Below are 19,230 nucleotides of genomic sequence, written 5' to 3'. Positions count from 1 at the left end.
AGCTGATCACCGAACCGGGCCAAATCCTCCTGAAACGACACGATCGCCGCAACCTCTCAAATCGAGAGTGTTGCGACGATCGCGTGAACCCGCCAGGAATGCGCCAGGCCGCTTGCTGTCGCGCGTGGGGTCCAGCATGCAGCCGAGCAGCAATGTTCTGGAGATGCGAAAGGCCGCTGACCTCGAACGAATTCGAGGTCAGCGGCCTTCGTCGATGTGCTGGGTCCGGCGGCCTAGGCGCGCCGACGGGTCTTCAACAGGTCGAGGCGCTCCTTGAGCAGTTCCTCGAGTTCGTCCTTGCTGCGACGCTCCAGCAGCATGTCCCAATGGGTGCGCGGTGGCTTGACCTTCTTGGTCTCCTGGGTGGTGCCCTCCATGAGGGTGCCTTCCTGGCCGTTACGGCACAGCCAGGTCGGGGGGATCTCGGCGTCGTCGGCGAACGGCACGTCGAATTCCTCGCCGTTGTCCGTCTTGTACCGAGCGATCCGCCGCGGAGCCAGGTCGTGGTCGCGATCGGTCTCGTAGCTCACCGCTCCGAGCCGACTGCCCCGGAGTACGCGATCTGCCATGGTGTGCCTCTCCCTAGGTGCTCGAGTCTTGTTGCGCTGCGACCGTGTCCGGACGAGCTCGCGCTCGCTGGACCTTACGTGCAACGAACGGGCCTGCGCTAATAGTTCCCGACACGGCGACGGTGAACCGTTCCATTGTAGTCGGTGCGCGGTACCGGCCGTGCCACGGCCGTGGTGTCGCCACGGCTGGGGACCTCCAGGTTCATTCAGTGAGACCGACCACTAATGTTCTGCCTCATGTCGCGCCGCTTGCTGGTGTCCTGCCTGTGGTGTGGGCGGGAGATCGTGGAATCGGAGGCCGGACGTCGTCGCCGGTACTGCCGCCAATCGTGTCGCCAACGCGCCTACGAACACCGCAACAGCTTGAAGGGGACGGGGATTCCCGACGACTCCGTTGTGCTCAGCGCACAGGAGGCGGCGGGCCTCGCCGACCGCTGGTTCGCCGCGAGATGCGCCGCGGAGGACGTCGCCACCGCGATCGGCGAGGGCGCGAACACCGAGGAGTTGAAGGTTCTCAGCACGACGCTGCTGGAGCTGACCAGGGACGCCGAACGCTTGCGCTGATCGCTGATCGCTGATCGCTGATCGCTGGTCGGCACGGCGGAGTCGAATATCGCGGGCCGGAGCCCGGTGGCGCGGCCGGCTCGGCACGAATCGAGCCGAACGAGTCCCGTGGACTGTGGAGTCGTTCGGCTGACGACGGTCACGGCCGCGCGTGCTTCAGCCGAGTGGCTGAGCACTCGCCGTGCGAAGCCGAGACTTGGCGAGTGCGGCGAGCGGCTGCGTGGGGTCGTCTGTCTGGTCGATTTCGGTTGCGCGATTGCGCAGGTAGATGGTGGTGAGTGCCAGCCACATGATTGCCGCGAGCCCACCGGCGGCGGCCAGGGTGGCGCTGTCCGGGTGGATCAGCGGCTGTGCTCGCATGGCCTGCCAGGTCACGATCGACAGCATCCCGGCGTAGCCGAGGGCCAGCACGCCCATGACCGCCGCCCGCGCACGTTCGGTGCGCAGCCATGGCAGCCGCGGGGCCAGCCAGGTCAACGCGAAGGCCGCAAGCAGCAGCACCTGGATACCGTGCAGCCCGACGAAGTGTGGCACCCGCAGATCACCGCCGATCGTGCTCCAGTGGGTGATCGGCATACCGCCCACGCCGTCGCGGGGCACGTTGGCGGCACGCGCAGCGTCATCGACGACAGTGTGTCCGGCGATGAGTTCCACGATGTTGCCGTTGGCATCGCGGACACGCTGCTTGCCCGTGAAACCCATCTGATAGGCGATCGCCATCCCGGCGACCGAGAGTGCCAGGCCGGCGTGAATGGCCCGCGCGATCGGCCGGTCGACGATTCGCTGCCACGAAAGAATCAGCGCGATAATCAGATTGGCGAGAAACAGGCCGGGCACACCGGACATGAACACCTGCTGGCCGATCGAAGTCACGGTGTCGGCGCTGTGGTTGTTGAAGTGACTGAAGGTGCCGCGTGCGGCCTGTACGGCGATGAATCCGACGTCGGCGAATCCGGTGATCGCGAACACCGTACCGAGCCACCAGGTGGCTCGACTTCCTCTGTGCGGCAACGACAACAGCCATGCCAGTGTGAAGCCGTAGAGCATGAAGGCGAAGCCGAACTTGAAGGGTTTGAGCCAGACAGACTCGCCGAGCAAGGTCCGGTCGTCGATGATCATGCCGCCCACCGAGACCAGCATGAGCGCGGCCATCGCGGTCACCATCCACAGCAGTGGGCGGTGCAGTCGGTCTGCCGGGCGGACACGGTTCGGGGTGCGGCGGTGTCGGGGCGTGGAATCCCTGGTTGCGGAGTCGATGTCGATCGTCGGCATGCTACGACGGTAGGAATCGGCACCGCCCGAACACGTCCCGCTACAGCGCCATTCGCGGCTGATACCGGAGTACTAGGGGAACAACCGGAGGCGTTCGCGAGTCCCTCATCGACTCACGAACGCCACCGGACTATCAGAGGCGGCTCAGTCGTCGGCCGCGTGCCCGACCTCGATGCCGCGGGCGGCAAGCCACGGCTGTGGATCGACCGGTCCGAGGTCCGGAATATGCACTTCGTAGTGCAGGTGCGGGCCGGTGGAGAAGCCGCGGTTGCCGACGGTGGCGATGACGTCGCCCGCGTGGACCTCTTGGCCGACACTGGCCAGGATGTCGTTCACGTGGCCGTAGACGCCGACACTGCCGTCGTCCTGCAGGACGCGTACCCACAGGCCGAAGCCGGAAGCGGGGCCTGCCTCGATGATGGTGCCGTCGGTGACGGCCGCGATCGGGGTGCCGAGCGGATCGGCGAAGTCGAGGCCTGCGTGGAGTGTGCCCCAGCGCGTGCCGAAGTTCGAGGTCAGCACACCCATGATCGGGCGGACAGTGTGTGGCCGGGCGGCTTCGGCGGCAATCTGGTTCTGTTCCCAGATCTCGGCCTCGGGCACGTCCTGCGGTGTCGGTGCCTCGGGTGGTGTGAAGGAGATGAACTGCGCGGCGTTGCGGGCTTCGGAGTCGGCCATTACGGCGGGGGACTTGCCTGCGGTCAGCTGGGCCGCGGAAGTCGCGTCGGCCTGATGCTGATCGGTGGCGGCGAGCACGCCGAATGCGGCGCTGACGACCGCAGTGACGGCGGCTGCACGGGTGGCGATGCGGTACCGGCGGGAACGGGTGGTGGCGCCGCTACGGCTGATTGATAACGGAACGGTCACGGGCATGCTTCGAACGTACGGGAGCGTGATGCAGGTTCCGTAATCATGTGGTTACCGTCACAGTGGAGCAAAAGCCCTGTTCGAAGATCACAAGTACATAACGAAACTGCGTGACAATTGAGTCGACCTGGCGAAATGCCGAAATAGGCCGAATTGACCAATCGGATGCCAGTTGATCACACTAGTTAAGTGGCCACTAACGGAGTTCGTGCGCTGGAGGCGCTAGCCGACCCGACTCGCCGGGCGATCTTCGAGTCGCTGCCCACGGCGCCGTTATCCGTCGGTCAGCTGGCGACCGCAGTCGGAGTGAGTAGCTCCGCGGTCTCCCAGCATCTGCGGGTACTGCGGGAAGCGCGGCTGGTGATGGTGCGTCGCGACGGGAACCGACGGCTGTATTCCCTCGACCCGCGCGGGCTCGGTGACGCACGCGACTACCTGGAACAGTTCTGGCCGAGCGCGCTGGCCGCGTACGCGGCCGCGCTCAGCACAGCACGGGCCGAGGAAGGGATCTGATCGCAGGCGGGTGTTCAGCCGACCCGGCGGTAAGTGGCGCGGCGGCGATCGGTGCCGGTGCCGGGCCAGGTGCGCTTGGTGAGCTGCTTGTCGACGGCGTTGATCACCTCGGTGACCCCGATCCGCAGCAGGCCAGGGTCGGGGGTGTCGGCATCGGGGTCGCCGATTTGGCCCGCCCAGAGCACCGCATGCCTGCCGAGCAGGTGCGGGGGCGGTCCGCCCCAGCGCGGCGGGGTCGGGCCGAACATCTGCACCGTCCTGGTGCCGAAGGACGTGGCCAGATGTGCGACGCCGGTATCGCCGGAAATGACGAGCTCGGCCTCGGCGACGGTGGCGGCCAGCTCGATCAGGTTCTGTTCGCCTGCGAGCACCCGCCTGGTAGGCAGGCTCGCGCGTGCGGCGACATTCAACGCGATATCCCGTTCGGTCTCGTCGCCGGTGAGCACCACCTCGCGGCCGAGCACAAGTAAGTGGCGGACGACGGCGGCGAATCGGTCCGATGGCCAGCGCCGGGCCGCCGCACCCGCACCGACATGGACGACGACGCAGTCCCGATGGCTGGTCGTCGATACCGGAGGCACCAGTCCGAGGTTGCGTCGGTCGGCGACGATGCCATCGGATTCGAGCAGATGACACCAGCGCTCGACATCGTGCATGTCCGGTTGCCATTCCGGACCTTCGAGGTCGGTGAAGGCGGCGTTGCGGTAGCTGAGAATGCGGCCGGGATCGGTCTTGGTGAGCGTGACGATGCTTTCGGCGCTCGGACCGTGCAGATTGACGGCGAGTTCGGGCTGTGGGCCGTCCCAGCGGAATGCGCTGAGCTCACCGGTCGGCACCATGGCGTCGACGGAGGCGATCAGGTCGACGATCGGCTTCAATCGGTGCGGCGCCGCCAAGACGATGTGGTCGTGGGGCCTCGCTCTGCGCAGCGCACGTAACGCCGGGACCGCAGTGAGCAGATCACCGAGGCCACGTGCCTGCAGCACGAGTACAACCGCCACCCTCTTCTCCTAGCCACCCGAGACTCACGAACCCGACCCGAACGCGCGCACCCGGTGCACACGACGAGAGTCACTTAGGGATGACTACCCGACCTCTTCCGGCAGTAAACGTCGACGACTCGGACGTTATCTATGCCACAGGCTCGGTATCCATGCCGCGGTCTCCGTCCGAGGACTAACCTCCCAGGTGGTGGCAACTACTCCCAAGGAGGGTCCCATGGTCTCCCGGCTCAACCCCTACATCAGTTTCGGAGACACGGCCCAGGTAGCGCTGGAGTTCTATCGAGAGGTGTTCGGCGGAACCCTGTCCATCGACACGTTCGGCAAGTTCGGCGACAAGGACGCGCCAGGCGCGGAGCTCGTCATGCACGGCATGCTGGAGACTCCGAGCGGTTTCACGCTGATGGCCTCCGACACCCCGCCTGGTATGGAACACACACCGGGAAGCAGTATTTCGATCAGCCTCAGCGGCGACGACAGCGCCGAACTACATGACTACTGGGACAAGCTGGCCGCGGGGGGCGCTGTGACGGTGCCGCTGGAGAAGCAGATGTGGGGCGACGAGTTCGGCATGTGCACGGACAAGTTCGGCGTCGCGTGGATGGTTAACATAACTCCCGCCGCTCAATAGGCGGATCGGGTAGCCCGGCCACTCGGCGCGTTGTTCGGCAAATGGCCAGAAAACCATTCCGGCAGGGCCTAGCATCTCGATATGACGACAAACAGCGTGGTAGAGGGACCGCTGCAAGTGCTTGCTCGCAGTGCGTGGCAATCAGTTCTCGTCACCGGCATCCTCTCGGTGATCCTGGGTGTCCTGATTCTGGTATGGCCGGGCAAAACGTTGTTGGTGGCAGGCATCATCTTCGGCATCTATCTGGTGGTTTCCGGTGTGCTGCAGTTGCTCGCCGCTTTCGGTGCGCCGGCGAGTGCCGGTATGCGGGTGCTCTCCTTCATCACCGGCGTCCTGTCGATCGTGATCGGCGTGTTCTGTTTCCGCGACGAGCTTGCTTCGATTCTGTTGCTCGGCATTTGGATCGGCATTGCGTGGCTGTTCCGTGGCGTGGCCTCGGCGATGGCCGCGATCTCCGAGCCGGGACTGCCGGGGCGCGGTTGGATCGGTTTCTTCGGAGTGATCACCGCGATTGCGGGTATCGTGCTGATCGTCTGGCCGGTCGCGTCGGTGGCGACGCTGGCGTGGGTTGCCGGCATCTGGCTGGTGGTCCTCGGCATCATGGAGATCATCACGTCGTTCGGTGTTCGTAGGGACGCCAAGCGCCTGCAAGAGGGCCTCTGAACTCGCGAAAGAATATCCGGCCCGCATCGGTGGTGCGGGCCGGGTTCGTTAATGGGATCGTCGGGGTTTCGTTGCCGACAATCGATGTCTCCGCGCCGATCTGCCGCACGCCGGTGGCCGCGGCGCCCGTCGATGACCGAGCTGCGCTCGGGGTGACCCTTCGGTTGAAAGCGCTGGCGGATCCGGTTCGGGTGAAACTGATGTCGCTGCTCGCGCAGCGCGACGGCAGCGTGAACACCCGTGATCTGGCGGCGGCCGTCGGGCTGGCGGAATCCACGGCGAGTCACCGTCTCGGGCAGTTGCGTAATTCCGGGTTGGTGGAGTCGCCGCGCCAGGGGAGGAGCGTGCAACTTGCTGCTGGCCGAGATGCGTTGTCCGCCTTGTGTTTCGTCCTCGACCCAGAATGCTGCCGGTAACAGGTGCCTTCGATATTTCCGCAGCGATGTCATCGACGTGATCGGCATCGCGGTTGTGCAAGCTCCGCAAGCGCGGCACGCGTGACCGATACCGGAGCAGAAGTCCGGCTGAACCCACCACTGCGGGAAGGGGACGATGCGCGATGGACCATAGTAACGACAGCACGCCTTCCAGACCGGTCTGGATCCCTGCTGAGCTATATCCATTCGCAAGCCGCTTCGAAGAGATCGACGGTTCGCGGGTGCACTATGTCGACGAGGGCAGCGGGCCGCCGCTGATCCTGCTGCACGGCAATCCGACGTGGTCGTTCCTCTACCGCGACGTGATCAGCGGGTTGCGGGATCTGTACCGCTGTATAGCGATCGACTATCCGGGGTTCGGACTCTCGCAGGCTGCTCCCGGGTACGGGTTCACCCCCGCCGAGCACGCCGACGTGGTCGAACAGTTGGTTATCCGGCTCGACTTGCGCGATGTGACGCTGATGGTGCAGGACTGGGGCGGCCCGATCGGATTTGCCGTCGCCACGCGACACCCCGATCGGTTCGTTGCGTTCGTCGTCGGCAACACGTGGGCATGGCCCAAGTCCGATCTGGGTACCCAGGTGTTTTCACGGTTCTTGGGCGGTCCGATCGGGGGCCGGTTGATCCTGCGCCACAATTTCTTCGTCGAACGGATCATCCCGGCCGGTGTTCGGCGCAAGAAGCTGACCGACGCGGTGATGAACGCGTATCGCGGCCCGTTCCCCACGCCGGAATCACGTCGCCCGGTGCATGTCTTCCCTCGCGAAATACTCGGCAGCAGAGCTTTTCTCGCCGAGGTCGAGCAGGAACTCGCGGTGTTGCGCGACCGTCCGGCGTTGCTGGTGTGGGGTACGAAGGACGTTGCGTTCCGCGTGCCAGAACGCCGCCGATGGGAGCGGCAATTCGCGGACCATCGAACTGTCTTGCTCGATGGTGCGGGGCATTATATCCAGGAGGATGCTGCCGACGAGATCGTTGCCGCGATCATCGCGTGGAACGACCATTGACAGCGTCGAACTGCTCGAACATCAGTGCGGTATCACGAATCGACAATCTCCTTGCCGAATCGGGAGTCCCGAATCGGTGCAGGCCGGTTCATTCCGCTCTGTGTACGGAGCGGGCCAAGATGAATCCGCTGACCACGAGCACCCAGGCAGGGAATGCCAGCTCCACCCACATGCTCGCTTCGCTGATGATCAGTAGCGCCACGGCCAGCACGTAGCTGAGAACCGCCAGCCAGCGGGGCATCAGCCTGGTTTTCAACCAAATCGTCGCGAGCGAGATCATGAACACCGCGGCCATGCGAAGCGCGTAGGTCTGGCTTGCCGAAACCAGGACCATTCTGCCGAAGTTCATCACCTCGGCGTGTGCGGCTGGGTCGGTGACGCTGGAGTTGCTTGCTACCAAGCCGGCGGCGACGGCGGTGGCGACGAACATCATCGCCACGAAAAGCAGCCCGCTGCCCAGGAATACGGACACGAAGAACCTATCTTCGAAGCGCCCGAATCCGTCACGTACGACGCCGATGAACCATAGGAAGCTGATGCCTGCGAACGGCATCAGCACCGTCGCCGTCGTGATCGCGCTCTGTTGGCTCTGCAGCCACTGAGCTGAATCTTCGTGGCCCGCAGGCATGTGGATGCGAATCAGGATCAGCGTCGTACCGAACAACGCCGAGAAGACCACGCCGGCCAGTGCGGCGGCTCGCGGCGTCGACAACTGGCGCGGGGTCGGCGCCGGGTTGCTGTGTTGCGGCGTTGTCGACATGGAATCATCCTGTCAAACCTGGGCGCCGGTGGCAGGTATACGGGTTTCTCCGGAAAATATGTCGGACGTCCAGTATTTCGGCTAGGCCAATAACTTCGAAGCCTGCGGATACTTGAATGATGCAGCCGGATCGAGGAGGGCGGTCGATAATGGCATTGAACTGTCCCACTCGAAACGCAGAAGAGCGCCGGGACTCGAATTTGTGTGCCGGCTCGGTCTCGATCATTGATGATAGCCGGTAGTTTGCGGCGATATATGGCAAGCGCCTACCATGTTAGGGTCCGGCTTTCCCATTGGCGGCCAGGGTAGGTGACGCTATGTCAGCGACCGATCAGGACTGGAGCAAACCGGCAGCGATAGCTATCCCGAGGGAGGGCTATTTCGAGCTGGAACGTGGCCGGTATGGCCCGATCTATCCGCGGACGCCCGCGTGCTATGGGTTCTCGATCATTGCGAAGGTGAAACCTGGTCGAGAGGAGGCGATTCGCGCGTACGGCAAGCAGATCGAAGATGCGGTAGCGGGCAGTCCGGATGTGCTGGCGCCGCTGCGGCTGCACTATCTTCGGTGGGTATTGTTCGACGTCGGCTCGGGATTGCATTTCCAATATCAAGGCATCTTCGACACCGACTTCGACAAGTACACAGAGGATGCCGTTGCGCTCTTCAGTCAAACCGGTATCACCACTGTTTTTACCAACCTCGAGGGATTCCCCGAGGACTGGAAGGAAAACCCGGAGGCATTCGTCGAATTCGTTCGAGAACACCAGTTTCCGAGCTTCCTCGAATACGGCGAGTACCCCTTCGTCACCGCCGACAAGATCAAAAAAGCGCTCCGGCTCGAGGCGGCGTTCTCCGACATGCTCGATCAGATGCAGTAGATGGCCGGGCCCATGCTCGAGCTCGACGATATTCAGCACATCCTGTTGACCCGCACCCCCGCGATGACGGGCCGCTACGAGTTCCTGTCCTTCGATGATCCCGCCGGAGGCCGGGCCTGGCTGACCGCGCTGGTGGATCGGGTGCAGTCGGCTGCGGACGTGCGCGCCACGATGGACAGCTCCGAGCGCTGGATAACGCTGGCCTTTACCTGGGGCGGGTTGCGGGCGTTGGGGGTATCGGAGGAAGCGCTTTCCACCTTCCCCGACGAGTTTCGTGAAGGCATGGCCGCCCGTGCAGACATCTTGGGCGACACCGGCGCTGCGCACCCCGACAATTGGGTGGGTGGGCTGGCCGGCGATGACCTGCACGCCATTGCGATCTTGTTCGCCCGAACCGAAGCTGAACACCAGCGGTGCACCGCCGAGCACCACGAGCTGGTGGCGCGCTGCCAGGGAGTGCGTGTGTTGTCGTTCTTGGATTTGAACGCGACGCCCCCATTCGACCACGCCCATGACCATTTCGGATTCCGAGACCGGTTGTCTCAGCCCGCGATCGACGGATCCGGTGAAGAACCGACACCCGGCTCGGGTGCGCCGCTGAAGCCTGGTGAATTCATCCTGGGTTACCCCGACGAGGAGGGGCCACCCCACGGATTGCCGCAGCCGGAGGTGTTGTCCCGCAACGGCAGCTACATGGCATACCGGCGGCTGCAAGAACACGTCGGTGCGTTTAGGAACTATCTGCGCGAGCACGCCGATACCCCGGACGGTCAGGAGCTACTCGCCGCGAAGTTCATGGGCCGCTGGCGAAGCGGGGCACCCTTGGTGCTGGCTCCCGACCGTGATGATCCGCAGCTTGGTGCAGATCCCCTGCGGAACAATGACTTCAACTACAGGCAGATGGACCCGCATGGCTACGCGGTACCGCTGGGTTCGCACGCGCGGCGACTCAACCCGCGCGATACCGCAGTAAATATGAACCGCCGCAGGATGATTCGCCGCGGAGCCACCTACGGGCCTGCGCTGCCCGAGGGTGCCCCTGATGACGGGGTGGACCGAGGCATCGCCGCGTTCATCATCTGCGCCAGCCTGGTCCGTCAGTTCGAGTTCGCCCAAAACGTCTGGATCAACGATAAGACCTTCCACGAACTCGGTAATGAACACGACCCCATCTGCGGTACTCAGGATGGCGCCCTCGACTTCACGATTCCCAAGCGACCCATCCGCAAGGTGCTCCAGGGGCTGCCTGCCTTCACCACCCTCACGGGCGGTGCGTACTTCTTCCTGCCGGGCATCAGTGCCCTGCGGTATCTGGCCACGCTCGACAGTCGAGAGGTGACGTCATGAGCACCCTGCCGTGGGCACGCACCTACAACCAGAACCACATTCCGCGCAGGCAAGACGGGCGGCGGCGGATAAGCATCTACTGGACGTGGAGTTATCCGTGGGAGGCCCAACGCGATCCCGCCGAAATGTACAACCGCTTCTCCACGATGACCGAAGTCCGCAACGTCACGTGGCCGAGCTACGAAACCCCCGAATACGACGCAGCGCACTTCCTGCAAGGCATCGCGGGCACCTTGGAGCTGTTCCATCGCTCCACGCTGGCGTTTCAGCGGCTGGCCGGCGAGGCTACCGGTCATCCTGTTGCAGTGTTCCAGCGCATCGATCAGGCCGGGTACACATTGCCGATCGACGAGCGGATCTTGGCTGACACCGACACACTGATGGTGTTCGGGCTCGATCATGTTCTCTCCGAACAGGAAGCCGCACCCGAAGAGAGCGCCGCAATCCGGGAGTGGCTGCAACGCGAAGGCACCTGCCTGCTGCTAGCGCCGCACCACGATGTCGGCTTCACCGACGACTACACACAGCGGCAAATCGAATACGAGCATCACGGCGACGCACTGGTTCCCCGCCAGCAGCGATTCGGCCAGTACACGCGCTCGCTGATGCAAGCGCTAGAGGTGCCGGTGCACAACAAGTGGGGCCTGCGTCCCGCGGTCGTCGATGGCACCGATGAGATCGCACCCCTGACCGGGTTCCGCGATCTGGACGCGCCGCGGCTGCTGGACAACGTCACTACATTCAACTTCCACCCCCATCTGCCGCACTACGAGCTCACGGCACCGGAGAGCGACTCGCTCCGAGTCCTCGGCCGTCAGCGCGTCGACCTCGAACGACCCCATCCTTTTACCGCGGCGGGCAGCACGGAGTTCAACGCGCTGATCTGGATGCCGCCCGCGGGCAGGCGTGCAGGCGACATCGTACTGATCGACTCTACGAACTTCACCACACTGTTCGGTGGCACCGAAAGCCTCGAGAACCTCTGGCACAATCTCGCCACCATGAAATGACGTCGCAGCCGTCGAACTCGCGAACCCTCGGGCGCGGTCAAAAAGGCTGGCGTACATCGAATTACCTTTTCGGTGGAAACCTCAGCGCGAGAAAGCCATCATCGCCGCGGTCCAGGGATCTGCCATTCGGTGATGATCGGCACCGGATGCGTTCGCGCGAATGCCGCACGGGCATCCTCGGATTCGAGCGTGACCATTGCGCGCGGCTGCAGGATACACGAGTGAACGATGCGGCAGACGATTTCCGCGCGGGAATGCAGGTCGGCGGAATCGGGTAGCAGCCCGTTTCCGGCAGTGCTTGGCACTACGGTGGCTGTCGCTGCCACCGACATCGTGAACGGGGGTCCGCCATCGGTGGTGAGTTGGGGGAGCACGCGGTCCGGTTCCAGTGCCAGCATCCGGTTGGCGAGCGGGTGTGCCACCGGGTGATCACCGTGACGACGATGTCGGCGACGAGGGTATGGACATCGTTGTTGTGCACAGATATCGCGTCGAGTTCGGCCAGCATCGACTCCATTTCGCGGGTCATGACCGCCCGCACCACATCGTCGCGGGAGCTGATCCGTCGATAAACGGTGACTCGATCGACGTCGGCCTGTCGGGCGATGTCCTCGATCGTCGTCTTCTTGACGCCGCCCTTTCCGAACTGGATCAGCGCAGCTTCCAGGATGCGAGCCTCCATCGAATCATCGATCTCGGGCTTGTTTGTCGAGGTCGCAGCTGCGGAGGTGGCGAATCGAGAATAGCGAGGAGCAGACGTCGTGCCGCATACGCCAGCAATTTGTTCTGCAACATTGCAATGGGAAATGTTGCAAAGTACAGTTTGTGCATGGCTGAGACTGCCGGTGCAGCGGAGCACCACTACTGCGGTGAAGAGCATGCGATCAGCGCTCGGGACGTTCACTTCGACTTCGAGTCGGTGCCGATGCATTACATCCCAGGTGAGGTGCTGGCCACGCACATCGTCAATGTCATGCACCTCGTGCTTCCCGAGGGTGAGCGAGCGATGGCCAACTGTCTGGCCGAAGCATTGCCGCTGATCCAGGACGAGCGGCTACGGGAAGAGGTTGCGGGATTCATCGGCCAGGAGTCGATGCACGCGAGTAGTCACGAAGGTGCCCGCCGCCATCTGCAATCGATCGGTCTCGACGTCGAATCGTATGTGCGAAAGATTGCATGGCTGGTCGATCGGATCCTGGGTGACCGCGGACTGACCGGCCGCGCGAAGGACGCTTGGCTCAAAGAGCGTCTCGGCCTGTTCGCCGGGATGGAGCACTACACCGCTGTGCTGGGCGAATGGCTCCTGGAGGCCGACATCCTCGAGGAAAAGGGGATGCATCCGACAATGCTGGATCTGGTCCGCTGGCACGGTGCCGAAGAGGTCGAACACCGCAGCGTCGTTTATGACGCATATATGTACGTCGACGGCAGCTATGCGCGCAAGGCGCGCACCGCAGTCCTCGCCAGTGCGACCCTGCTACCACTGTTCATCGTTTCGACCGCACACCTGTACCGGAAAGACCCGGAGCCGAACAAGGGCAGGCTGTGGCCGTTGCAGTTCGTGAATGCCACTGTCCGCGGAGTCATTCCGAGCTTTACGGTGTTCTTCACCGAGCTGCCGCGCTACCTGCGCCCGGGTTTCCATCCCTCTCAACTCGGCCCGATGGACGCTGCGCTGCGTTACCTCGCTCGATCTCCCGCCGCGCGAGCGGCAGGCCACTGATGGGAACCGACACAGTGGCATCGGAATTCACACCGCCCGCGAGTACGGCTTCGGCGCCACCGTATTCGCGCGGCGCAACGGCAGGCAGATCGCCGATTGCATCCGATCCGGTGGCACCTCGATCAATGCTTGTGTCGCGCACGCGACCATTCCGACACCGCCCCTCGGCGGAGCCGGTAGCTCCGGGTCCGGTCGCGTGCACGGCCCCGACGGGCTCGAGTAATTTGCCGACGCGAAAGTCACTACACGCCAACGGTTCCCGTCGCGGCTGGCGCTCACCACGTTCACTCGTAGCACCACGGTCGACACCGTCGTCGACCGACTTGTTTCGGTGCTACCCGGAAGGACCCGCTGACCATGGCTACTGACACAGAACACCGGCACATCGCGATCGTCGGGGCCGGCTTCGCCGGCATCGGTCTGGCGATAAAGCTTCGCGAAGCCGGGTTCGACGATTTCGTGATTCTGGAGCGTGCCGATGACCTCGGCGGCACCTGGCAGGCGAACACCTATCCGGGCTGTGCGTGCGATGTTCCATCGCACCTGTACAGCTACTCATTCGCACCGAATCCCGACTGGTCGCGCACCTACGGCCGACAGGAGGAGATCCTGGAGTACATTCGATCGGTGGCGGTGACGCACGATGTGGTGCGCCACATCCGCTACAACGCGGAGATGCTCGATGCGCGGTGGGACGATGCGGAATCGCTGTGGCGCGTCAGCACCGTGACAGGGGATTTCACCGCGGACTTCGTGATCTCCGCGACCGGCGTTTTCAGCGAGGCGAAGTACCCGTCGTTGCGTGGGTTGGAGACATTCCAGGGCAAGGCATTCCATTCACTGCACTGGGATCATGAGCACGATCTGACCGGGGAGCGGGTCGCGGTGATCGGCACGGGTGCCTCGGCCGTGCAATTCGTGCCGGAGATCCAGCCCAGGGTCGGCGCCCTCACCCTGTTCCAACGATCGGCGCCGTGGATCGTGCCGCGAATGGACCGCAGGACGCTCGGACTGGAGCGACAACTGCTGCGCCGAGTGCCGATGGCAGGCAAGGCGATCCGGGGTAGCTTCTATACGCTGATCGAGGGTTTCGGGCTGATCGGATTCGTGGACAAACGGTTCCGTCACCCGTACGAGCTGCTCGGCAAGTGGCAGCTGCACCGTCAGGTCCGCGATCCGCATCTGCGCAAGGCACTGACTCCGGACTACATGATCGGCTGCAAACGCGCGATCTTCTCCGACGCGTATCTACCCGCTCTGGATCGAGACAATGTCGAGGTCGTTACCGACGGCATCGCCGAAGTGCGCGCACACTCGATCGTGACCCGTCGCGGCGTCGAGATCCCGGTCGACACCATCATCTACGGTACCGGATTCGAGCCGGTCTCCGCGGCTTTCGGGCGATTCACCGGGCGAGACGACGTCACCATTGCCGAGCTGTACGCGAAGCGTCCACAAAGCTATCTCGGCAGTGCCCTGTCGGGATTCCCGAACTTCTTCTTCACTCTGGGGCCCTTCGGGGCGGCTGGAAACCAATCGGCGATCTACATGATCGAGTCACAGATCGCCTACATCGTGGACGCGTTGAAGACCATGCGGGCCACAGGCGCACGCCGCGTAGAGGTACGACCGGAAGCGCAGGAGGCGTTTCTCGACGAGATGCAGGAACGTAGCCGCTCGACGGTGTGGCTCACCGGCGGATGCCACAGCTACTACCAGACACCGGAGGGCAACAATGCCGGCCTGTACCCGAACTGGAGCTTCGAATACCGCAGCCGTACAAGTCGATTCGACGCAGGCTCCTATGAGGTGAGTGCATGATGGACATCGGGCAGCTCAACCCGCTGCGCTGGATCGGCAACACCCTGTACGAGGTGCGCGGCAAGTCGGTGCTGATCACCGGCGCCGGACAAGGAATCGGTCTGGAACTGGCGAAGATCCTGTACGCCCGCGGGGCCTCGGTAGCGCTCGTGGACATCGACGAAGGCGCCGCCCGCACCGCGGCGGGAGCACTCGGAAATCGCGCCTGTGCCATCGCTGCCGACGTCGCGGATCGCGAGTCGATGGACAAGGCGATCGCGGAGGCTGTGGCCAGGTTCGGTGGCCTCGACGTCGTAGTCGCGAACGCGGGTGTGGTCCCGCGTCCGGCAACGTTGCGAACCATGGACAGCAGCGATTTCGACCGCGTCATCGGCATCAATCTCACCGGTGTGTTCAATACGGTTCGTCCGGCCCTCAACCACGTCGTCGCCGCGAAAGGCCATGTGGTGGTGGTCTCGTCGGCGGCCGCCTTCGCGCCGGGTATGGGCGGTGCGCCCTATATGATCAGCAAGGCGGGCGTCGAGCAACTCGGGCGTGCGCTGCGGGTCGAATTGGCGGCAGTCGGTGCTACGGCAGGCGTCGCGTACTTCGGCGTTGTGGAGACGGCCATGACACACGACACCCTCGATCGCGACGAGCTCGGCCGCGCGCTCGGCGACCTGCTGCCCTGGCCGCTCAACGTGCGAATCACCGCGGCCGAGGCCGCCGCGACAATTGCCGAGGGCATCAGTCGGCGTGCCGCACGGACCATCGCCCCTAGCGGCTGGGAGCCGTACGCCCTTTTGCGTGGAGTTGTCAACGTGGTGCTGGACAACCGACTCGCCCGCGACGCCGGAGTGCGGGCGCTGGTCCGCGAGGTCGAACAGCGCAACGGGCGGCCTGCATCATGACCACCGTCCGAGGACCGGCGCGCTCCCGGACATCTCGTCAGCTGGCGGGCATGACAGTCCACCCGGCCATCAGTATGGCTTCGGTCGAGAACGAGATCGCGACATGCCGTTCGCATCCGCGGGTACGGCGCGAGCGACCTGTCATAGGCCTTCGTCGAACGGGTATCGGGCATCGAGTGCGGACCGGTCACCGAGTCCGTAGTTCATGACGAGGTCATCGGCGACCTGGACGAGCACATCCCGCCCCTCGACCGCGGATACCCAATCCATCGGCAGCCCGGAGACACCCTGGATGGCGCCGATCAGGTTGCCGGCGACCGCACCAGTGGAGTCGGAGTCACCCGAATGGTTCACCGACAGTAGTAATGCTGCGCGCACATCGTTTGTCTCGACCGCGTGCAAGGCGCAGAACACACCGATGGCCAAGCATTCCTCGGCGATCCACCCCGCGCCCACCTGCTCGAGGAGTTCGGCGGTGGCCGCATGTTCGGACAACTCGACCGCGCGTGTCAACGCTGCCGCTGTTTCGGCCGCCGCGGGTACCTCCGCGAGCTGGGTGACCGTCTGCTGCAAGGCAATTGACAGTTCGATACCGCTCACCACGCGATCGATCAGCGCTGCGAACGCGCCAGCCGCGAGATATCCCGTGGGATGCCCGTGCGTCAGTTGCGCGGCCCGCGCGGCCGTGGTGAACGCACGATCGGGCCCCAAACCGGCCAGTCCGAACGGCGCGGATCGCATCACCGTGCCGCATCCTTTCGACCCCGGGTTCACCGGGCCGGGATCACCGAACGGATGCGGCGTGAGATACCCCCGCGCCTGCTGCCCCAGCCCGGACATGCACGCATTCCCCGGCGCCCGCACCGCATACAGAAAGGGCAGACCCGCTAGCCAGCCATCGGTATCCGAGGTGGGTCCCTCTTGTCGCTGGGTCTGTAACCAGCGTAAATACGCCCGACGCAATGCAGGCACCGGATCTACGCCGGGCACCGACCGTAACAAACCCTCCGCGGTGAACAGGGTCATCTGGGTGTCATCGGTAATCTGCTGCGGCGCGCCCTCGGCATACTGTGGTAGGAATCCCGTCACACCTTCGGGGCCGTACCGCTCGCGAATCTGCTGGAGCTGTAGGAATTCGATAGGCCACCCGAGCGCGTCGCCGACCGCCCCGCCCAGCAGGGAGCCCCGGACCCGGTCGAAGACCGTCATGTAATCCACCACAAGACAACATCATTACGCATATATTCCGCGTAGGTCCCGCCGCCTCGGTCCACTACACAGCGGGCGCATCAATGATGAACACGCGTGTACCTCGGACGGGGAAGGCGATGGCTGCGGTGATCCCCGCTCCGCGACTCCGCTGGGATCCACGCAGCCTGCCTACCAAATCCGCGACTACATCGACGTTATAGTGCCGATTGCGGTGGAGTCCGGCACCAGGTGAGGTTCCCCGGATCGGTACCGGCGCTTCCGCAGGGCTCGGACTGCTCGACAGATCCTAGGTAATCGACATGTGCAACATTCCGTGAACGGAGTACAAGCGTGACGATCAGCAGGCGTGGTTTCTTTGCTCGCGGTGCCGCGGCCGCAACGGCTGCCACCGCGGCGTCGGGCGCAACAGGGGCCGGTAGAGCCCGCGCCGATGTCGACCCTGACCGGCCGAACATCCTCGTTGTGCTCGTAGACGAGATGCGCGCGCCGATGTGGTTCCCCGACCAAGAAGCGTTGGACGGGATACTGCCACAGATCGCTCGAATCCGCCGAGGCGCTGTGTCATTCGAGCAGCACTACACCGCGGCCAACGACTGCACGCCGTCGCGTGGGGTTCTGCTGACCGGCTTGTACTCGCACCAGACCGGTTGCATGATGACCTCGCAGTCGACGTTGTCGCCGTTGTTCCCCACCTGGGGCTCGATGATCCGCGAACACGGATATGAGACGACGTGGTGGGGCAAGTGGCATCTCGGCCACGACTCGGACACGATTCCGGGGTCGTTAGCGAATTATGGATTCACGGGCGGCACCTATCCGTCTCCCAACGGTGCGCCCGGACAGGGCTTGCAGATGGACCCGGCCATCGTCGACCAATTCATCGGTTGGTTCGACGCGGAAGCGGGTCGAGCGCCGTGGTGCTGCACGGTGTCGTTGGTCAATCCGCACGACATCCAATGGTGGCCTCGATGGACCCAACGCCTCCAAGCGCAGCTCGACATTCCACGCTGGATGAACGACCTGCCCCCGAACTACGAAACCCTCGAGCAGCTGGCTCGGAAGCCACGCCTGCAGCTTGCGTTGGTGGAAGCCTCGGCGGTCGCGTTCGGGTGGGCACCCTACGGAACTCCCGGTGCCGAGCAACAGTGGATCGACATGCGCAACTTCTATTTGTGGCTGCAACAGCAGGTCGATATCCAGATCGGCCGGGTGCTCGACGCGCTGTACGAGCGCCCGGACGTCGCCGCCAACACCGTCATCGTCTTCACCTCCGATCACGGGGACTACGCGGGCTCGCACGGGCTGCACGGTAAAGGTGGCGCGGCCTACGACGAGGCGATCAGGGTGCCGCTGTATGTGCACGATCCGCGCGGTCTGCTGAGCCCCAAGTCTTCGACCAGTACCCGTGAACAGCTCACCTCCAGCGCCGATATCACTCCGCTGCTGCTGACGATCGCCTCGGGCGGGAGCGCATGGCGCGGGGACGCGAGGTACGCACACCTCGCCGATCGTCTCGATATTGCCGCCCTGTGCCGCGATCGGAGCAAACCGGGGCGGCCGTGGATCGTCCACGCTACCGACGAACCCACCATTGAAGAGGCGGCCGTGCTCTTCAACCAGAATGCGCCTGCACATGTTGCAGCGGTACGTACCGCCGACGCGAAATACGTGTCTTATTCACACTTCATCAACGGACGGATAGAAATAGACCCAGCTCAGCAACAAGAATACGAGCTCTACGACTACGCGGCGGTGGGCGGGCAACTCGAGCTCGACAACCAAGCCGTAACCAACGGTGATCTGCGCGCCCGGATGGAACCGCTACTGCAACAAGCCATTGCGGAACTGAACCAGCCGCTCCCAGCCCACCTGCACCAAGCGCAGGAGCAAGGCTGGGCGGATTACCTGGCGCAGGAACACAATATCCTCGCCATTGCGCAACACGCGCTCGGCGAACTGCAAAACGCCCTCCCCAAGTAGTCCCGCGGGGACGGTTCGTGCGCTGTCCGGTCGTGAAGATCCTCTGGCGATCTTCGGTTGGGCGGCACACGTGGATCCGATCGCT

At 64.0% G+C, this 19,230-nt stretch carries 20 protein-coding genes; 13 read left to right on the top strand and 7 right to left on the bottom strand.

Annotation, left to right across the window (positions count from 1 at the left end):
- Positions 1 to 233: 233 nt before the first annotated feature.
- Positions 234 to 569 carry an RNA polymerase-binding protein RbpA gene (locus tag AB0M74_RS33510; protein WP_328400575.1) on the bottom strand — a complete coding sequence of 112 codons (336 nt, stop codon included), beginning with the start codon at positions 567 to 569 and terminating at the stop codon, positions 234 to 236.
- Between the two features lie 237 nt (positions 570 to 806).
- Between AB0M74_RS33510 and AB0M74_RS33505 the strand changes: the two genes are divergently transcribed.
- Positions 807 to 1,133: a hypothetical protein gene (locus tag AB0M74_RS33505; RefSeq protein ID WP_366530322.1), complete on the top strand. Its 327-nt coding sequence runs from the start codon at positions 807 to 809 to the stop codon at positions 1,131 to 1,133.
- A 156-nt stretch (positions 1,134 to 1,289) separates the two neighbouring features.
- On the opposite strand, the gene AB0M74_RS33500 is transcribed toward AB0M74_RS33505, so the two are convergent.
- Both AB0M74_RS33500 and AB0M74_RS33495 read right to left on the bottom strand, forming a co-directional pair.
- Complete coding sequence (locus tag AB0M74_RS33500; RefSeq protein ID WP_366530321.1) at positions 1,290 to 2,405, bottom strand: hypothetical protein; 1,116 nt, start codon at positions 2,403 to 2,405, stop codon at positions 1,290 to 1,292.
- Between the two features lie 144 nt (positions 2,406 to 2,549).
- Positions 2,550 to 3,278, bottom strand: a complete 729-nt coding sequence (locus AB0M74_RS33495) for a M23 family metallopeptidase (RefSeq protein ID WP_366530320.1) — start codon at positions 3,276 to 3,278, stop codon at positions 2,550 to 2,552.
- 183 nt (positions 3,279 to 3,461) lie between these two features.
- Here AB0M74_RS33495 and AB0M74_RS33490 point away from each other — a divergent pair, with 183 nt between their 5' ends.
- Positions 3,462 to 3,785, top strand: coding sequence for a metalloregulator ArsR/SmtB family transcription factor (locus AB0M74_RS33490; RefSeq protein WP_366530319.1), 324 nt, complete (start codon positions 3,462 to 3,464; stop codon positions 3,783 to 3,785).
- Between the two features lie 14 nt (positions 3,786 to 3,799).
- Here AB0M74_RS33490 and AB0M74_RS33485 read toward each other — a convergent pair whose 3' ends face one another.
- A complete protein-coding gene (locus AB0M74_RS33485; protein WP_366530318.1) occupies positions 3,800 to 4,786 on the bottom strand; it encodes a glycosyltransferase family 9 protein in 987 nt (328 codons plus the stop codon).
- 217 nt (positions 4,787 to 5,003) lie between these two features.
- Between AB0M74_RS33485 and AB0M74_RS33480 the strand changes: the two genes are divergently transcribed.
- The 4 genes from AB0M74_RS33480 to AB0M74_RS33465 all read left to right on the top strand — a co-directional run bounded on the left by AB0M74_RS33480 (position 5,004) and on the right by AB0M74_RS33465 (position 7,524).
- Positions 5,004 to 5,417: a VOC family protein gene (locus AB0M74_RS33480; RefSeq protein ID WP_366530317.1), complete on the top strand. Its 414-nt coding sequence runs from the start codon at positions 5,004 to 5,006 to the stop codon at positions 5,415 to 5,417.
- An 81-nt stretch (positions 5,418 to 5,498) separates the two neighbouring features.
- Entirely contained in the window at positions 5,499 to 6,080 is a 582-nt protein-coding gene (locus AB0M74_RS33475) for an HdeD family acid-resistance protein (protein ID WP_366530316.1), read from the top strand.
- A 71-nt stretch (positions 6,081 to 6,151) separates the two neighbouring features.
- The gene (locus AB0M74_RS33470; RefSeq protein ID WP_366530315.1) at positions 6,152 to 6,496 is read left to right on the top strand and encodes a metalloregulator ArsR/SmtB family transcription factor; all 345 of its coding nucleotides are present in this window, start codon (positions 6,152 to 6,154) and stop codon (positions 6,494 to 6,496) included.
- Positions 6,497 to 6,639: 143 nt separating this feature from the next.
- Positions 6,640 to 7,524, top strand: coding sequence for an alpha/beta fold hydrolase (locus AB0M74_RS33465; RefSeq protein WP_366530314.1), 885 nt, complete (start codon positions 6,640 to 6,642; stop codon positions 7,522 to 7,524).
- Between the two features lie 88 nt (positions 7,525 to 7,612).
- Here the strand turns inward: AB0M74_RS33465 and AB0M74_RS33460 are convergent, their stop codons facing one another.
- Complete coding sequence (locus AB0M74_RS33460; RefSeq protein WP_366530313.1) at positions 7,613 to 8,284, bottom strand: hypothetical protein; 672 nt, start codon at positions 8,282 to 8,284, stop codon at positions 7,613 to 7,615.
- A gap of 317 nt (positions 8,285 to 8,601) precedes the next feature.
- Here AB0M74_RS33460 and AB0M74_RS33455 point away from each other — a divergent pair, with 317 nt between their 5' ends.
- From AB0M74_RS33455 to AB0M74_RS33445, 3 genes are read left to right on the top strand one after another with little or no spacing between them, the layout of a single operon-like run.
- A complete protein-coding gene (locus AB0M74_RS33455) occupies positions 8,602 to 9,162 on the top strand; it encodes a hypothetical protein (RefSeq protein WP_366530312.1) in 561 nt (186 codons plus the stop codon).
- Positions 9,163 to 9,174: 12 nt separating this feature from the next.
- Positions 9,175 to 10,509: a peroxidase gene (locus AB0M74_RS33450; RefSeq protein ID WP_366530325.1), complete on the top strand. Its 1,335-nt coding sequence runs from the start codon at positions 9,175 to 9,177 to the stop codon at positions 10,507 to 10,509.
- Positions 10,506 to 11,519, top strand: coding sequence for a hypothetical protein (locus tag AB0M74_RS33445; RefSeq protein WP_366530311.1), 1,014 nt, complete (start codon positions 10,506 to 10,508; stop codon positions 11,517 to 11,519). The genes AB0M74_RS33450 and AB0M74_RS33445 overlap by 4 nt, the downstream gene beginning before the upstream one ends.
- Before the next feature lie 304 nt (positions 11,520 to 11,823).
- On the opposite strand, the gene AB0M74_RS33440 is transcribed toward AB0M74_RS33445, so the two are convergent.
- A complete protein-coding gene (locus AB0M74_RS33440; RefSeq protein ID WP_366530310.1) occupies positions 11,824 to 12,201 on the bottom strand; it encodes a helix-turn-helix domain-containing protein in 378 nt (125 codons plus the stop codon).
- A 147-nt stretch (positions 12,202 to 12,348) separates the two neighbouring features.
- Between AB0M74_RS33440 and AB0M74_RS33435 the strand changes: the two genes are divergently transcribed.
- From AB0M74_RS33435 to AB0M74_RS33425, 3 genes are all read left to right on the top strand, one after another.
- Positions 12,349 to 13,242 (top strand): metal-dependent hydrolase, encoded by an 894-nt coding sequence (locus AB0M74_RS33435; RefSeq protein ID WP_366530309.1) that lies wholly within the window; start codon positions 12,349 to 12,351, stop codon positions 13,240 to 13,242.
- A 357-nt stretch (positions 13,243 to 13,599) separates the two neighbouring features.
- Positions 13,600 to 15,063: an NAD(P)/FAD-dependent oxidoreductase gene (locus tag AB0M74_RS33430; protein WP_366530308.1), complete on the top strand. Its 1,464-nt coding sequence runs from the start codon at positions 13,600 to 13,602 to the stop codon at positions 15,061 to 15,063.
- Positions 15,060 to 15,953: a short-chain dehydrogenase/reductase gene (locus AB0M74_RS33425; RefSeq protein WP_366530307.1), complete on the top strand. Its 894-nt coding sequence runs from the start codon at positions 15,060 to 15,062 to the stop codon at positions 15,951 to 15,953. Before AB0M74_RS33430 ends, AB0M74_RS33425 begins: the two co-directional genes overlap by 4 nt.
- A gap of 141 nt (positions 15,954 to 16,094) precedes the next feature.
- Here AB0M74_RS33425 and AB0M74_RS33420 read toward each other — a convergent pair whose 3' ends face one another.
- A complete protein-coding gene (locus AB0M74_RS33420; RefSeq protein WP_366530306.1) occupies positions 16,095 to 17,162 on the bottom strand; it encodes an ADP-ribosylglycohydrolase family protein in 1,068 nt (355 codons plus the stop codon).
- Positions 17,163 to 17,495: 333 nt separating this feature from the next.
- Here AB0M74_RS33420 and AB0M74_RS33415 point away from each other — a divergent pair, with 333 nt between their 5' ends.
- Positions 17,496 to 19,145, top strand: a complete 1,650-nt coding sequence (locus tag AB0M74_RS33415; RefSeq protein WP_366530305.1) for a sulfatase-like hydrolase/transferase — start codon at positions 17,496 to 17,498, stop codon at positions 19,143 to 19,145.
- Positions 19,146 to 19,230: the final 85 nt, after the last annotated feature.

Origin of the sequence: Nocardia sp. NPDC051463 (assembly GCF_040681975.1) — a bacterium.
In the GTDB taxonomy this organism is placed as follows: Bacteria; Actinomycetota; Actinomycetes; order Mycobacteriales; family Mycobacteriaceae; genus Nocardia.
Note: the sequence above shows the minus strand (reverse complement) of the source record. Positions and strands in the feature narration are given on the sequence as shown.